The sequence below is a fragment of the Pseudoduganella sp. GW821-FHT11H04 genome, from assembly GCF_058807935.1.
This window is the reverse complement of sequence record NZ_JBXARE010000002.1, coordinates 622,491-638,575: the sequence shown is the minus strand read 5'-3', so window position 1 is coordinate 638,575 and position 16,085 is coordinate 622,491. Positions and strand designations below refer to the sequence as shown.

The 16,085-nt window shown below is 57.5% G+C and carries 14 protein-coding genes; 7 read left to right on the top strand and 7 right to left on the bottom strand.

The window, feature by feature from the left end; translation table 11 throughout:
* Window positions 1-619: 619 nt before the first annotated feature.
* Window positions 620-1,498: a slipin family protein gene (locus tag AC1RTP_RS06695; protein ID WP_498605780.1), complete on the top strand. Its 879-nt coding sequence runs from the start codon at window positions 620-622 to the stop codon at window positions 1,496-1,498.
* A 348-nt stretch (window positions 1,499-1,846) separates the two neighbouring features.
* On the opposite strand, the gene AC1RTP_RS06690 is transcribed toward AC1RTP_RS06695, so the two are convergent.
* On the bottom strand, window positions 1,847-3,325 hold the full coding sequence (locus AC1RTP_RS06690) for an RNB domain-containing ribonuclease (RefSeq protein ID WP_498605779.1): 1,479 nt from the start codon (window positions 3,323-3,325) through the stop codon (window positions 1,847-1,849).
* A 173-nt stretch (window positions 3,326-3,498) separates the two neighbouring features.
* Between AC1RTP_RS06690 and AC1RTP_RS06685 the strand changes: the two genes are divergently transcribed.
* The 3 genes from AC1RTP_RS06685 (at window position 3,499) to AC1RTP_RS06675 (ending at window position 5,562) form a co-directional block, all read left to right on the top strand.
* The gene (locus AC1RTP_RS06685; RefSeq protein ID WP_498605778.1) at window positions 3,499-4,335 is read left to right on the top strand and encodes a universal stress protein; all 837 of its coding nucleotides are present in this window, start codon (window positions 3,499-3,501) and stop codon (window positions 4,333-4,335) included.
* A 705-nt stretch (window positions 4,336-5,040) separates the two neighbouring features.
* Complete coding sequence (locus tag AC1RTP_RS06680) at window positions 5,041-5,196, top strand: hypothetical protein (protein ID WP_498605777.1); 156 nt, start codon at window positions 5,041-5,043, stop codon at window positions 5,194-5,196.
* 201 nt (window positions 5,197-5,397) lie between these two features.
* Window positions 5,398-5,562, top strand: a complete 165-nt coding sequence (locus AC1RTP_RS06675; protein WP_498605776.1) for a hypothetical protein — start codon at window positions 5,398-5,400, stop codon at window positions 5,560-5,562.
* A 163-nt stretch (window positions 5,563-5,725) separates the two neighbouring features.
* Here the strand turns inward: AC1RTP_RS06675 and AC1RTP_RS06670 are convergent, their stop codons facing one another.
* From AC1RTP_RS06670 to AC1RTP_RS06655, 4 genes are all read right to left on the bottom strand, one after another.
* On the bottom strand, window positions 5,726-6,151 hold the full coding sequence (locus AC1RTP_RS06670; RefSeq protein ID WP_498605775.1) for an SET domain-containing protein-lysine N-methyltransferase: 426 nt from the start codon (window positions 6,149-6,151) through the stop codon (window positions 5,726-5,728).
* A 332-nt stretch (window positions 6,152-6,483) separates the two neighbouring features.
* The gene (locus AC1RTP_RS06665) at window positions 6,484-7,620 is read right to left on the bottom strand and encodes a sensor histidine kinase (RefSeq protein ID WP_498605774.1); all 1,137 of its coding nucleotides are present in this window, start codon (window positions 7,618-7,620) and stop codon (window positions 6,484-6,486) included.
* 326 nt (window positions 7,621-7,946) lie between these two features.
* Window positions 7,947-9,224, bottom strand: coding sequence for an acetamidase/formamidase family protein (locus tag AC1RTP_RS06660; protein ID WP_498605773.1), 1,278 nt, complete (start codon window positions 9,222-9,224; stop codon window positions 7,947-7,949).
* A gap of 280 nt (window positions 9,225-9,504) precedes the next feature.
* Complete coding sequence (locus tag AC1RTP_RS06655; RefSeq protein WP_498605772.1) at window positions 9,505-9,816, bottom strand: hypothetical protein; 312 nt, start codon at window positions 9,814-9,816, stop codon at window positions 9,505-9,507.
* A gap of 213 nt (window positions 9,817-10,029) precedes the next feature.
* Between AC1RTP_RS06655 and AC1RTP_RS06650 the strand changes: the two genes are divergently transcribed.
* The 3 genes from AC1RTP_RS06650 (at window position 10,030) to AC1RTP_RS06640 (ending at window position 12,013) form a co-directional block, all read left to right on the top strand.
* Window positions 10,030-10,536, top strand: coding sequence for a hypothetical protein (locus AC1RTP_RS06650; RefSeq protein ID WP_498605771.1), 507 nt, complete (start codon window positions 10,030-10,032; stop codon window positions 10,534-10,536).
* Window positions 10,537-11,224: 688 nt separating this feature from the next.
* Complete coding sequence (locus AC1RTP_RS06645; RefSeq protein ID WP_155453065.1) at window positions 11,225-11,431, top strand: hypothetical protein; 207 nt, start codon at window positions 11,225-11,227, stop codon at window positions 11,429-11,431.
* 270 nt (window positions 11,432-11,701) lie between these two features.
* A complete protein-coding gene (locus AC1RTP_RS06640; protein ID WP_498605770.1) occupies window positions 11,702-12,013 on the top strand; it encodes a hypothetical protein in 312 nt (103 codons plus the stop codon).
* Window positions 12,014-12,886: 873 nt separating this feature from the next.
* Here AC1RTP_RS06640 and AC1RTP_RS06635 read toward each other — a convergent pair.
* Together AC1RTP_RS06635 and AC1RTP_RS06630 are read right to left on the bottom strand one after the other, a co-directional pair.
* Entirely contained in the window at window positions 12,887-15,031 is a 2,145-nt protein-coding gene (locus tag AC1RTP_RS06635) for an acyl-CoA dehydrogenase (protein WP_498605769.1), read from the bottom strand.
* 412 nt (window positions 15,032-15,443) lie between these two features.
* A complete protein-coding gene (locus AC1RTP_RS06630) occupies window positions 15,444-15,731 on the bottom strand; it encodes a hypothetical protein (protein ID WP_498605768.1) in 288 nt (95 codons plus the stop codon).
* Window positions 15,732-16,085 lie beyond the last annotated feature (354 nt).

The window sequence follows — 16,085 nt, the reverse complement described above, 5'->3', positions numbered from 1 at the left end:
TGATTTCGCAGGCATTGATCGATGACGTTGCACCATCCGATGCGGAGAGTCTCATGGCCAGGGCTGATCCCCGCGGACGATTGGTGCGCGGCCTGGCTCGCGCCGGCAAGGAAACAGGACGGTGACAAAGTACGACAGTAGAAGCCGCGGTACATCGCAAAAAGCTGCATTCGACTTTGACTCGGACAGCCCTCGCTGCATGTTCGACAAATAGGTGTTCTCGTTCATTTCGCAGTGAAACTGCACCGCGATTATATTTGGGGTCATGGGTGCGCTTGCGTACCGACGAGATCGCCAATTCGGTTCATCGTCAATTTGATTCGTCCGACCGCAGTTTTCGCCCAGTCGATGAATGAACAGCCATGGCGAATATAACTCCGCATGTTCTTTGAAGGGAGTTTCAAATGGACGGATATCTATCAGCGTCCCCTTCTGAGGATGCCGCGTTGCAAGGCAATGAAATGGACACGTTCGAAGAGGTCCATCGTGATGCGGCCCTGGACGAAGCATTACGTTGCACGTTTCCAGCGAGCGATCCTGTTGCCCTTAACTTCGCTTTTACTTCGCTCGCCTCGATGCGAACTGAACTCATCAGGCGAGCATTTCCAAGGAAGTCATCATGAACCCCGTCACATCATTTCTCGTTGGCGTCTGCCTGCTCGCGAGTGTGGGCGTCCTCTATTGGGGGGCTCCCTACTTTGCCTTGCTTTGCTTCGGCCTCGGGATCCTTATCGCACTGTCGCTGAAGATGGCGAATGCATGGGAAAAGTATGTCGTTTTGCGGCTGGGAAAGCTACAAAGCGTCAAAGGGGCGGGCCTGTTTGCCATCATTCCGATTATCGATAGCGTGGCTGCGATCATCGACGTGCGTATTCAGACCACTGCCTTTAATGCCGCGGAAGCACTTACCCGGGACACCGTTCCGGTCAATGTTGACGCGATCATTTTCTGGCATGTGCACGACGCTGAAAAAGCAGCGTTGGCGATCACGCATTACCGGGAAGCGATCGATCGCGTTGCGCAAACGTCGCTGCGCGAAATGATCGGCGCATCGATGCTGGCGTCACTACTATCTGAACGCAAAGAGGCTGATGAGCTACTGAAGGATGTCATTGCGCGGAAGACGGCGGCATGGGGCATATCGGTCAGTTCCGTCGAGATCCGAGACGTCGCAATTCCCGTCGCATTACAGGACGCGATGTCTCGTCAGGCGCAGGCAGAGCGCGAAAAGCAAGCTCGTGTCATCCTCGGCTCTGCCGAAGTAGCGATTGCCGGCCAGTTTGTCGAGGCGGCCGACACGTATGCAGGGCATCCTGCTGCATTGCAGTTACGTGCGATGAATATCATTTATGAGACAACAAAAGAGCGCGGCGCCACCGTTCTGATTCCAAGTTCGATGGTCGATAGCTTGAACCCGTCCTCGGCCATCGCAATGCCCGCGAGAATTGATAGAAGAGCCTCCGGCCCAGGGGGCACAATGAGCAAAGTCGCGGCCTGATGGTTTCCAGTCCTTCGCTCCGCGCATTTTGCACTCTTCGCCACCACACCTGATCAAGGTCAGGCAGTCCTAACTGGGGGAAGATCTTACTAAACTGCAGCGCGCAAGCCCAGCTCGGCCGGGGATCTTCGCGTGTGTGGCAAGGAAAAACGTGTGGTGATTGAGCGCCTTGATGCGCGAAGCCGACGTCGCTGACAAATGGCGCATCCATCTGAAGCCAGACCAAAGTTGCCTGGCAACACTGTAACGCTGAGCTTTGTCCCGTTCGCAGCATGCCGTTGCAAGCAGTGGTGCCGTTGTCACCCGGATGGCTGCGCCCCCTTCATGCGCGTACCGCGCGCGACGCGCTCAGTGCGCCCCTTGCAGCGCAAAGTCGATGAATCCACGCTCCACCGACGTGGACACCAACTGTACTTGCAACATCTGCCCCAGTCGCAATTCCGGCAGTTCGCCAATGAGGCGCCCCTCTGCCGGCGGTGTAAAGATCCTGACCCAGATGCCCTGCGCATTCACGCCCGATACAATGGCCCGGAATTGCTGGCCAATTGAATCATGCAATAGCAAGGCTGCCTCAGACTTACGCATTTGCCGCTCGACCTTCCGCACGGCGTCCTCCTGACCGGTACAGTGCACTGCCAGCTCTGACAACTCGGCAAGCGAATAAGGCGGAGGACCTCCCACCAACGCTGCCTTGATCAAGCGCTGCGTTACCAGGTCAGGGTAACGCCGGTTAGGTGCCGTCGAATGCGCATAGTCCTGGACGGCAAGTCCAAAGTGACCAATTGCCTGCTCCCCCGCACGCTCGACAACATATTCCCCGGCCCCCATCAGCTTGATGATTTCGAGCGATAGGTCTGGAAAGCTCGCTGGTGCCAATCGACGTTGGCGAGCAAGGAAACGTTCCAGCGCCGCGCTGTCGGGTTGGGCCGGCAGCTTGACGCTATAACCATCTGCCACTTGGACAATGCGCGCCCAGCGTTCCGGTGAACGCACCACCCGCAGAAGGGAGATGCCGCCATGCGCCATCAGAAAGCGCGCTGTGCAGCCATTGGCGGCGATCATGAATTCTTCGATGAGCTGGCGCGCGCGATTGTGTTCCTGCAGACGAATGTCCGCAATGCGGTTCCCGTCGAAAATAGCGCGTGGTTGAAAACTGTCAAATTCGAGCGCGCCTTGCGACTGGCGTCGCGACCTGAGTAACTGCGCCAACTGGTCCTGCCTGCGCAATTGGGCCTCCAAGCCGGCTACCGCCTGCACCACGTCGGGCAGCGAAGCATGCCCGTCCAGCCATTCTGACACCGCGTCGTAAGCCAATTGCGCCTGGTTGCGAACTTGCGCCCGGTAGATCGTCGACGCCAACAATTCGCCGTCCGCGGAAAAATCCATCTGAACGATAATCGCCAAGCGGTCGACATGAGGCGCCAGCGACGTAAGATTCGTACACAGAATCTCAGGCAGCATGGAGAATACGCGGGCTGACGTATACACTGAAGTGGTATTCTGCCGCGCGTGCACGTCGATCGGCGAGTCTTTCTTCACCAGCGCGTCGACGTCGGCGATCGCCACCAGTAGACGCAGGCAACCAACTGCATGCGCTTCGCACACGGTGAGTTGATCCAGATCGTGCGAGTCGTCGTTGTCAATCGAACACCACAGGAGGTTTGTGAGATCTTGCCCCCCTCGATCAGTGTCCAGCGCGGGCGCTTTCAACCGGCCAAGTTGTTGATGCACAGCAAGGGAAAACTCGGGTTCCAACCCTCTGCTGAACATCGCCAGCGCTGCAATAGTTGCCAGGCTGGCCCGGTGGTTCTTGATGGCGTGGCGCATTCACGTCCCTCCGCGACAATTCGCAAGCCTGATTGCATCATACGGTAAAAGGCTCAGCCTGGTGCGGGCGCCTACAGCAGCGGCAAGGATACACCGAAGACCATGGCCAGCGTCCATGGCGAAGCGAGGCCCTGGCTTCACGACTTCGCCTTCACCAAAGTAAAGGAACGATCATGTATAGGAGCCTACTCACTTATGCCGACGCGACGGCCGGTCAGACTGAACGATTACAGGTGGCAGCGCAGCTTGCCACGTCGTTCGGGGCGCACTTGATCGGTACCGCCGCCTGCGGCGGACCGGAAATGGACATGCTGATCTTGGGCTCGGCTGCAATGTCCATCCTGCCGGGACTCAACTACGAGCCGGTACGAGAGGCTGCACGCATCGCACTTTCCGACTTCGATGCCGAGGCCGCCCGTATGGGGATTGGATCGCGCGAACAACGCCTGGCAGAAAGCAGCCTGGAAACGGCGCTCGTGCTGCAGTCGCGCTACTGCGACCTGGTCATTGCCAGCGAAACCATCCCACCACCCACCTATGTCCTCACGGCAGGCGACCTGGCGGGTTACCTGGCACTCCATTGCGCCAGACCAGTCATCGTCGTGCCACGCAACGGCGCCCCCCTCCCGATCGGAAAGCGGATCGTCATCGCCTGGAACGGTAGCGCCGAGGCCAGCAAGGCCGTCGCTGCGGCAATGCCGATCCTAAGGCGCGCCGACTCGGTCCAAGTGCTCGTGTGCAATCCGGATGAGTCTCCCGCCATGCATGGCCAGGAACCCGGCGCTGACCTCGCACAGTATCTGGCACGGCAGGACATTGACGTCACCGTCAAATGCATCCAGAGTGAGGACGATGTCGGTGTGGCACTACATAAGAAGGCTCATGATACCCGGTCTGACATGATCGTGGCCGGCGCATATGGACACAGCCGCCTCCATGGACTTATCCTTGGTGGAGCAACGCGTAGCCTCCTTTGCGAAATGAAGGTGCCGGTCATGCTGACGCATTAGGCCCGACTGCGCACGGCATTGCGCCCCCGCCCTGCACTGGAGCGCGCTGACCTCAAGCCACCTTTCGAAGGTCACCTGCTCCAAGATCTTGATGATCGCGGGGCTGGACAACAAGAGCATATCCGACCGGTTTCCACCTCCATCGCTTTCGAATTCATGCGCATCGACATCGCCCCTGTGAGCCATTGAATTAGCGCGTACACTTAAAGAGTACTTCGCGTTTGGAAGAGCGTGGTCAACGCCGCTTGATCCGATCAGCCTCACACGCTCTCTGCGATTGGTCCATGCCTTCAATGCGCGCGGCCCAACTCTTTGGCAGCGTGCAGGGAAGGAATAGTGCCTTTCCTTTCGCCCCACCCCTGCCGCTTTGCTAGTGCAGACGGGAAGACCGGAGGGCCAGAAATGGATATCACATGGGAAGAACGAAGCTGCTGGATTCAAGTGGGTCTGCAATCAGGTGGGGCAGTGTCTTACTGAAATTGTCCTGTCCGACATTGACACGACGGCAGCACAGCCTGATGTAGGGCTTCCTTACCAGAACGCACCGGACTAGCGCAGGTGCGTCAACGGTCCCTCCCGAAATTACGCAACTGCACCATGGCAGCCAATGGCGGTGACCGAGGCCCATGGATGACAATGCCCGGGGCTTAGCAGTACCTGCCCATCGGGGCGTACATCAAGTTTTTATATTCACCGGAGAAGATCATGAACCGCACCACGAAGAGCCAGGATTCCACGCCGCATAAATCGGCCCATGGGAAAGCAGGTGACCTCAACAAGCAGCAACAGAAGGCCGCTCGCAATGAAGTTGTCGGGCGCCATCGGGATGCCGGACAGCAAGGACATCGGGGCGCACGCTAAGTTACTCCGATGGCGCGACATTCGGCGGGGGGTTAATACCAATGCCCCTCCGTTGAAGCCTGACAGCGCTTGCGCGCCCACTACGCGGTAACTGCAGAACGATCACTGCTGCAGATCGTTCTCCGCGCAAGCCACTCGCGCGCGATGAACATTGGCGCAACTGGCGCCAGCGACTTGCGAATGTTGGTCCGGCAATAGGCGGTGCCAGCAGCATGGGGCCGCGCCTTCCAGCGCGAACGCAAGGTGAAGCCTGCCCTGGTTGTGTACTCTCCAAAGCGCCGAAGCGATCCCTACGCCGCATCACAAGCAGCGACCCAACGCCAGGGGCAGGAATGGCGATGTATCACCCTGATCGACGGGCTGTAGGTATGTTTGGCTCTGGACCACGTGCCGTCAGGTTCCATGGGCGCAAAAACCTGTTCCGCGGTTACGCCGATGAGAGTTTTGTCGATGCCGACAAGTTAGTGCTGAATGATGAGTCCCGCCCAAGACCTGGCCATTTGGGCTCTTGCTGCGAACACGTGGCTGACTACAAAATCAACGTAACGCCATTCTTGCGGAACCAACTATCGTCCGTCGAGCTGACATTGCCGCCGGTATGGTTGTAATTGATGGTGAGCTCTTCGTCGATCTCGATGTCTCGGTCAGAAATGAAATGCAACTGCAGCTCGTCAGCAAACGCGACGTATCTCAGATTTGCGGGATTGGCGTGGTTGTACATGCTTCCCCAACCAAGCGCCAAGCACCCGGCAGATTGCTCCGTGGTCAAATGGCCCCAATTGAACAGTAAACGCTTGACCTCTGTCGGAAGTCGATCACAGTGCTGGGTAAGCAGCACAACGGGGCAAGCTTCCACAAGCTCGTTCGCATAGATCTTGCGACAAGCGAACACGCCCCTACCTTTCAAGGAATCTGTATCCTTAATGTATCCGAGACACGCTTGAATGTTCATCATATGCATTGCCTCCCGCCGTCTACGCCTTCGACGCGTGCACGGACAAGACTCCATGGTAGATCGTCGCACGGTTTGGGCGGCAATCCCGAAGCAGTGCGCCAGACACGCAACCATCAATAAATTCAACCTTATTATGGGCTCACCGCTGCGCGAACTATCTGCGAAGCATGCAACCATGAAAGGCGCCATACCCGGCTCCGAAGCACCGTAGGGTATCCGGGCATTGACGTTGATATCGTACGCGCTATGACTGAGTAGAACAACGCGCAGGAATCGCGGCGGCGGCGTCGAAGCCGCTCGATAGCGGTCCGGAGCAAACAATGCCTCGGCGGCTATGTCGAACTGGCTGGCATTGCATGGCGCGGAAGGGTAATGGTAAAGACACAGCCAACATCAGGCACATCACGAACGCTGAGGCGCCCCCCATTTTCCACGACAAACTGTTGAGCGATGGTCAGCCCCAAACCCAGACCCGAGCGGTCCGTGCCGCCTTGCACAAATGGTTGGAACATCCGATTGGCTAAGTCGGCGCCAAGTCCGCCGCAGTGGTCCGCAACCTCGATCAGCACACTGTCATCGACGGCGTGACATACCATCGTTACCTCAGTGTGCAAGTGCGTGAATTTGAAGGCATTCTGCAGTAAGTTGACCACTGCAGCCAGGAGCATCGGTCGATTCCCCTGGATGGCCAACTGTGGATCGACTGGCAAAATGTTCAGTCGGCACTCTTTCGCAACGGCCGCCAGTGCGGACGTTGCTTCGACCTCAGCGGCAAACTCTGCAAGTGAAATGAGATTCCCTATGCCCAGTTGGTGTTCATGACGTACCAGCGATACGGTGCCATTAATCATGCTGCCTAAGCCATCTAAGCTTCGCTCCAATATGGCCCCTGTGGCACCTCCCAGGCTGAGGTTGCCGGTCTTGCAGGCTGAATACGCCAACTTGGCAGTACCAAGCAAGTTGCGTAACTCATGGGCAAAGAAACCCATCCGCTTGTTCTCCTCAGCATCGTGCCGGTCTGACTCAATGAAATCGTGTTTAAGACTAAACGCGGTCACCGCATAGGCAATGGCGTTGTCGAGACAGCGGTTCAAGGTCCGGAACTCATCGACGGAAAAAGGCGCATCACGCTCGACCGCCAGGTCGGTAATCGCCTGGCACAAATCGCCGTAGTTGTGGACGACTTCATCCACCGTAAATCCCAGGGCAAGCATGTCTTCACCGTGAAGTGTTGCGGATACCCCTACCTCGCCGCGGCCACGCCCCCCATCCTGGATAATCGAAATAAATCGACCTTCAAGGGCGTAATTCAATTGTTCCGACCGCAGAATGCGAATCAGCTGCTCGAGCAACATCGGCACGCCATTCTGCAATTGCTCAGCAGTCGCGAAGTGCTCGCGTGTGGCAACTTTTGCCCGACAACGCGCTATCAGCTCACTGTGATTTTGGGTAAGAAATTCATGCAACACGGCAACTCTCCGATCGGAACCAGCAGCGCCTTCATGCAAATTCGACGTCCGACCCGTAGGCACCTATCTGAGCCGAATCATTCGCCTGGAAGAAAACCTTGCCTTCGTACATTCATTATAGATGGGGAACTTGGCGGGATCGTGACGCCTTGGCCGAGGTCCGCGAACTGTCCTGAAGTTCCGGATTGCCAACGGCAAAGAAACAAACAATCGAAGACAGTTGTTTTTCAAATTGTAATAGCCCCCGGGTCGAATCCCCCCGCTTGACACAGGAATTCCTAAAATAAGGGTCGACCAAAGGAGCCCGCTGAATCCCTGCCAGGTTTTCAACGACGCGGCAGCAGCTCTTTCCTCAGTTTTGCCGCGACACCGACGCTACGGCCTGCCAGGTTGGCGACGCTGTACTCGACCGCGCTGCCCAGCACGACGGCACTGTCCGACAAGCTGAGGCCGTAGTCCTGCTCTAGCCATTGCGTCATGCCGGCAGTGGCCGCACGCAGGGCATCATCGAGTGAACCCGCTTGGCCCAACGTCATGATATGCGTTGGCGATTCCACACGCGGCATGCCAACCGCCCTGCCTTTGATGATTTCCACGCTGAACTCCACCTCCATTGAAGTTTCAAGCGCGTACTGCGAGGTCTCGCCATCGCCCTGGAGCGCATGCGCATCACCCAAGTAAAGCAAGGCGCCGGGCTGTTGCACCGGAAGGTAGACCGTGTTGCCTTCGACGACTTCGTTGAAATCCATATTGCCGCCGAAGCGTCCTGTATCACCAGTGGAGACGGCAGGACCATCGGGCGGAGCTACCGCCAGACCGCCCAGCATGGGGCGCACCGGAACGGCAAAGTCGCGCAACGCATCGCCCGACGAGCGTTCAGGGCTTGCCAGGCCGCGTTCGAGGTCCAGCTTCCAGCGTACCGGCTTGCCCAGTGCAGCGCTATGCGCCGCAAGGCCAAGCGTCTGCGCGCGTCCGACGATCGTATCCAGGCTGTCCGCATAAGCGCGGTTCAACTTCAGTTTGCGCAGGTGAACGACCAGCGTATCGCCTGCTTCGGCCCCCATGACGAAGAAAGGACCGGTCTGAGGATTGCCATAGAGCGCGCGCGTCACGCCGCGTTCATCGACGCCGCCGGAGTCGATGGTGGTGGTATGGACGGTATCGCCAGGCCAGACAGTCAACACCGGCATGCGGGTGGCGGAAAACTCGTTCGCATAATCCTTCGGCTTGAACTCATGCCGCTGGGCCGTGTTGGATGAGCGATCCGGTAAGCGGCGGGCGCTGAAGGTATGGCTGGCGCGCGCTTTCGCGTCATTCGTATCAGGAAAATCCGCGCTGCCCTGCAAGCGGTTGGCACTGGCACTACCTTTGTATTCGTAGCGATTGCCGTCCTTGTCGACCACGCTGAGTAGAATCTGGCCATTCTTACGCGTGCCGTGCAGGCGATCGCCGTCGAGCGTACCGGACAGCTTTCCGCCATCATCCTGCAAATGCAGGGTCATGAAGGAAGGATTCGCCCATCGATCGAGTTGGAGCAGCCAGCTTTCGGCAGCCTGCGCCGAGGTAGCGGCGCCCAGAAACATCAGGAATAGTGCTTTGCGCATGGATTTCATCAGCCTCGCAGTTGGGGGGGGGAGGCCATTCTAGCAACAACTGAAGCAAAGTAGAAATTTTTTTCTACTTCATCTACCTGTGAAATTGATCGCCGGGTTCCAATCGGCGGAAACACGCTCACAACGTACATTCGGTTTCCATAGATCGGCAGCGAAGGTTTGACACGCGAACGGCTATCCTGGCTTAAATTGCGGTGTGCCGCTTAGGAATGTCTGAGCAAATAAACTTGGTCGCAGTTGTAATGGGTGACTGCCGCGGCCTTCTGCACCCTCATGCCGTCGGCAAGATTTCGGTCGTCTGGAGAAGGCCGTCGCTTGCAACGGAAATATCCAATACCCCCATTCTTTCGTTGGCAAGGCGAACCAATTCGACCAGGACCTCTTTATTGGGACCGCCCTCTTCCAATCTCTGGATGGCGACAGAAGTGATCACATAATTTCCGCAGCCTGGCGCTACGCAGGTAATGCGCTGCCGGTTCTCATGATCGGCCGATTCGCACACGGCGCCGGCCGTATTGCACAGAAAGCACTTCAATTCCATCAAATTCCTTGTTAATAAAACCCAGATGACGATTCTGCGCATGTCGACGATCATTGGAAGTAATCGCTTAATGTCCGCATTTGCAGTGCCCGGATACGCGCACCACGTTCGTTCACCTATCACCATGACTATCACCTGACCGAATCGATCCATATATATGCTTAGGAGATTGCTTCTCCGCATGCTATGGTCAGTGGCTGCCCTGACTTTTTCTATCCCAGTCCGCAGCAGTGCAATCACTGAAGCGGAGGCTATATGAAAGATTTCACCCGACCCGACGAAGGCATGGCCTTGGTCGTCGATGCAGCAATCGACATGGAGGCATTTTCCGGGTGCGTGCTCGCGTGGCAATACCTGCAAATGCATGCCGTTCCACAAGGTGTCGCGATGAGGGTGCTCTCCCAAAATGGCCCACGGCGCGCTTCGCATTCCAATGGCCAGGCCACATTATTGGAACGCCCCGCAGCTCACCGCGAGCAAGTTGCAGAACATTCGACCGAAGTCGCTGCAGCAGGATTGGGAGCCGTCCTCAAGTTTCGCATACCGAGGACAAACATCACTCTCTCCGAAACGATCGATCAGGCCATCGAGATGATGGGAATCCACAATCGGTACTACTCCGAAGCCCTTCTGCGAATCCATGCCGTCAAAACGCCGGTTATCATGCGGGTTCTATTCGACGCGGCACGTCGAAGGAGCATTGGCTTTCCAACCATCCCTCTAGCACCGGCACGGGGCATTCGTCGGTTGCATTCGGTCTGAAACAGCCCCCCACACAACCGGACGTGGAGTGGTGAAGACGTCATTCGTGCATCTCAGCTTCTTCGCGTCGTATCCTGCGCAGGGTGACGGTGGATTTCTGCCGTCAACGTTTCGATTCGTTCCGCCATCGTCCTTCTGAACTCTTCCAGCTCAGTGTCCTGACGGAGCGGCTCCAACGTTTGTGTGGAGTGCATGCTCGATGCAACGGCGTTTGCTTCCCGGTACTTGGCATCGACTTCGGCATGCGCCTTGTCCCGCGCCAGCTGGCGCATTTGTGCAAGCAAAATTCTGTCGCAGGCCGTCAAAAGAATATCGGAAATTAGGGCATCGTGGCGCGCTGATGGCGATTGGAGACATTCATGTTCGGCAAGGCGGCTTCGTTGACGTAACGATTTTGCTAGCGTCGATTCGGCTATTTATATATATAGTAATGGCCCTTCAATGTGCAATACTCTTAGTAGGGAGGAAGTGTTCAATGAATAACGCACCTGTGGGGACACGCCGTCGTGACATATGGATGACTGAGCTCGTACATTACGGTGTTACTTTACGTACCATTATTGGTCGCGCGGAGGCCCATCGCTACCTGCTTTCTCGGTGCGCACCGCAGCATGTCGTTGACCGTGTACTTTCCTACCTGGGCGGGCCGCGTCGCCCCTAACACTACATGGATTTCGGTGGAGACAGTATGCCGATTTATCGTTCCGAAGGTCTACGTGCATATACCGAGTTCGAAGCGGCGCTTGCCGAAGAACACGCGGTAGTACACGAGCTGGCTCAGTGCGCCAAGATAGAGTTCTACGGCCTGGTCGCCAGCGATCTCTTTGAAAGGGTAGCCATCGCCCATGAGAAGATGCTGGCCGCCTACAAAACCATCGAGTGCTTCAAGCAATGAGTTGTGCCGATTTTTCGCATCACTGATGCTGTGTCGACGCGGCTCGATACTGTGAGCGATAGCGAAGTCGTTGACACCACGTTCCACCGATGCCAACACCGGTCGCACACCTTACAACCGGCTCATCGCCAAACCCGCTTGTTCGCCCGCCAGCCGGCCTTCGGCTGGTGACGAAAAGCGTCGATTCCAAGCACCCTGAAGATTAAGCCCTGTGACGCCGCCACGCTGGTCCAGTCCCACGCTTGAACAGAAAAAGAGCGCTGCTGCCGATTGAAAAATGTTGATGCGCCGCATAGCTCTCTTGTGACATCAGGTATCCTTTCCATTCTTGGACAGGGGCGCGAAATGACCATAGGTGAACTAAAAAGGATTCTGAGCACATTTGACGACAACGACCTGGTGCTGGTGGAGGCTGCTGCTGGCGGCTTTGAAGAGCCTCAGGTCTACGTCGCGGCAATTCGACAACGACACGGCAATGAGTTCCAGGACCCGTTTGCCAGCGACTACGTTTCGGGCGGCGAGGGGGCAATAGGTACGGTGGTTGTCGGCACTTCTCTTGGGCTCCTGATGACGCCGTTCTAGAGCACTTCTACACTGATATTGCACTCACCGCATCATGATGCCAGCATGGCGATGGATGCATGTTCCGGCACCCAGCTTATCGGACGCGGCCGAGACAGCGCACTATAGGCGAACAGGAGCATCGTGCCGCGCGTAAGCAACGGATGCAAGACCGATGGGCGACTGCCCCATGGCGGATGTTGGTCTGTTCAACCCTGACAGAGTTCTTCGCGCATTCGGTTTCGCAACAAATCACACATTTCGTTCTCCCAAGTCTCGTTCGTCTCATCGCCCGAGAAGCCTTGACTGATGGGGTGACAAGTCTCCGCGTAGGGGCCTTGCTGCAGAGAAGCACCTTGCATCGCCAGATCGCTTGCCATTGAGCCGGTGCTACACAGCACAACTCCCCCCCTTGCAGATAGACGAGAGTTCGCATGCGGACAGATTGCTTCACACGTCACGGTTGCCAGGTGCCCGCGCAAATAACACAAGAAAACTCACGCTATCCGTGCGGTACTTCACCAAGCACGCATCAATCGGCGCGTACGCTAAGGCATGACCCGCAGACTTGATTACGCCACCGCCGAAAAGATCTCCATTGCGCTCCTGACCCGAGCGGCATTTGGAAGCGATGCAGGAAAGCGGTACGCACTCTTCTATGGCCTGGACGAAGCGTTGCTGTCCGCAGTATTTGCGCGGGGGCGGGATCAGATCCGAAAGGACGTACGAGGCGTCAATGTCCTTCCGGACCGCCGACTGCACAGGAGAGAAATTCAGCATTAGACTGGGCTGCACCAGGATCGTCTGGCAGCCGTTGGTGCACATCGCTTCCACCCTGCGTTAGCGAAGAATGTGGCCGCAAGCGCAATATGGACGGATCGTCGGTTCTGCTGTTCAGCTGTCCGCGCCATCGGGGCCAAAACTGTCCACCTGAATCACCTTGTCAAGCGCACGCAAAAAATCCAAGGCACGTGGCGACGCCGAGGCCGCCGCGATCTCATCGAGGGGTTTGTGCTGGCGAATGGCGCTACCAAGGCGCAGCACTTCCACCTCCCCCAGTTCGCTCGCCAGCCGCAGCGCATCATGCAGATCGCACAATCCGCCGCTCTTTGGCATTTCCACATCCGGACAAAGCAAACGGACCACCTGCGGATCACGCAGCGTATCTGCGATCGCCAACGTTTCCATGTCGTGCAATCGGCGAATAGGACTGAGCCCACGCAGTGCGATCAGTCCCGCGACGCGCAATAACGGGTTCGGCAAATTATCGAAGAGCTCGCGCAAGGCCTGGCTGGCGAGCCAAATCTGCCTTCGCACCGCGCCACGCGCCACCGGTTCCATACGCACATCGGATTGCCAGGCATAGCGCCATATACAGGCGCAGGCCATGTACAGATGCGACAGCACGTCGCCCAGTCGTGACGACAGCAGCTCCAGCCGTTTCAGGCGTCCGCCGAGAACGCCCATGCACATGTCGCTGGTGAAGGCAAACTTGGCGGCGAGCCGAGCAATCTTCCGCGCTTCGCGCTCGAAGCCTACTGGCACCTCCCCCACCAACGGCGCATGGACCAGGCTGCGCCAGAAGTTGCGTACGAGATGCCGACCGTGACCGAACAAGGCCTGACCTAGTGCGGCCGGTTCGCCTTGCGCGACTGCATCGATCTCCTTCAGCACGAACGGATGGCAACGTACCGCGCCCTGACCGAAAATGATCAGCGCGCGGGTCAGGATGTTCGCCCCCTCAACCGTGATGGCAATCGGCGTATGCCGGTAGGCGTTCGACAGCAAGTTGGAAGGTCCCGCGCAGATCGCTTTTCCACCCAGGATATCCATGCCGCAGTTGATGGCGGTGCGCCCAGCTTCCGTCACGTGGTACTTAAGAATCGCGCCGGCGACACTGGGACGCTCCCCTTGATCGAGAATGCAGGCGGTCAGTTGCCGCGCGGCGTCCGTGGCATATAAATCGGCAGCCATTTGTGCGAGCGGCTCCGCCACATTGTGGAAGCGCCGAATTGGCAGGCCAAACTGGTTGCGTAGCCCTGCATAACCGTTGGCGACATAGAGACTCGTTTGTTGAAGCGCGACGCCCAGCGCGGGCAAGGAAATCGAGCGTCCCGCTGCGAGGCATTCCATCAGCATGCGCCAGCCGACGCCGACGTTCGCCTCGCCGCCGATGACCCAGTCAAGCGGAATGAACATATCTTCCGCCTGCACCGGACCATTCATGAAGGCGCTGCACATCGGCTTGTGGCGCGCACCAATCCGCAAGCCAGGATGCGGTACCGGAATCAGTGCACAGGTGATGCCCAGTTCTTGTTTCCCGTCGGGACGGGTCGGGTCGATCGCGTTGAAGGAAATGCCGACGACAGACGCCACCGGCGCCAACGTAATATAGCGCTTAGAAAATGTCAGGGCGAATCCCTTGGTCATGACGCCGTTCCATAGACGCGCCGTCAGCACGCCGACATCGGGCATGGCGGCAGCATCCGAACCGGCATAGGGCGAGGTCAACGCAAAGCACGGTAAATCCACGCCACGCGCCAGACGCGGCAGATAATGATTTTTCTGCGCATCGGTGCCATAGCGCAGGAGCAGTTCGGCCGGACCGAGTGAATTTGGGACCATCACCGTCACTGCAGCGGCGATGTTGACACTAGCGATCCGCGTCACCACTTCGGCGTGAATCGCGTGAGCGAATTCGAGGCCACTGTAGGCGCGCGGGATGATCATGCCGAAGAAACCATGTTCACGCAGGTATTGCCAGACTTCCGGCGGCAGATCGTGCGCTTCGTCGATCGCATAGTCGTCCAACATGCGGCACAGTTCCGGCACGCGCCGATCGAGAAACTCCAGCTCCTGGGCATTCGGGCGCCGCACTGGAATGGCGGCAAGTCGTGAGAAATCGACTTTGCCCTCGAAGAAGCTGCCCTCAAACCCAACCGTACCGGACTCCAGCGCGGCGCGCTCGGTGTCGCCGATTTTGGGCAAGACCTTTCTGAGTGACGGCAACGCCAGCCGTCCGAGCAGAGTCGATAACATACTATCTCCCTCGCTGCGCGTCGCTAGACGAGCGCTGGCGCGGGCATATCTCGTTCCGATCGAGGTGACGCCAAGTCGTTAACGGCAAGTAACGGTACCGAAGCAAACGCTCATCCAACAGACAGTCAACTTCAGTCTACGTCAGACTCGCGGACATCGCAGGAAGGAACATAGCTGGGGTGCCTTTGCAGCGGCTCAGGCGTATGACAATGGCTGAATGCATCAAAGACAGCAATGAATCGCTTCTTCATTCTGTCCATTGAAAGATGCGCAGGTATTCTCACGTGCCTGGTTTTGCTGGTTGTCAATATGGCGCATTTAACCGCAGGCTGGACATATCAGCAACTGGTCCAATATGATGTCGCGCATGACGCTATCCGCCAGGCGTTGATTGGGCTCGGACCCAATGCGCTCACTCGCGCCGCAGTAACGATTCGTAAGCCGATCGGAACTGGTCGTCGCCAGCCCAATTCGCTGCGATCTGCTTGGCACCTGCTCTCGCCGAAGCGATCACCGAGGTCGCATTGCCTCGATGACGCAACACGAATGGCCGGTCCTGCTCCTGTGCACGAAAAAAAGCCTGTGCTGCGAGGTCTGGATCGCTATACTCCGTACCGCGCTGACCGCTCTTACAGACCACGGTGTACGCAGTACCACCGCTACGGCCGCCATTTTCACCATGCACCGACGAGATCGTCATCGCATCCTCCAATGCATTAATTTCCACTTCGACAACTGTATGATCAATCGATCATCACTAAGAAGAATTATTCCACTTCCAGGCAGAAATGCAAAGACACCAGCGCTGCTCCGCCCGGGTGGACGAAGACTCCACCGCCAACATTCAGGCGCTCAATCGCAGCGCGCAAATTCAGCAAATGGCCCGCGGGTATGAGCGGAATAACGTTTTACCTGTGACGCAAACCATCCGATTTTCGTTCACCAGACGGCACCATCGGCATTGCTGTCGCCTGTATGGCTGCGGTTGCGAAGAACCAACAGTCCTGCGTTTGCCGGTGCCTTCATGGCAACTGACGCGAACCCTCACGGCCCC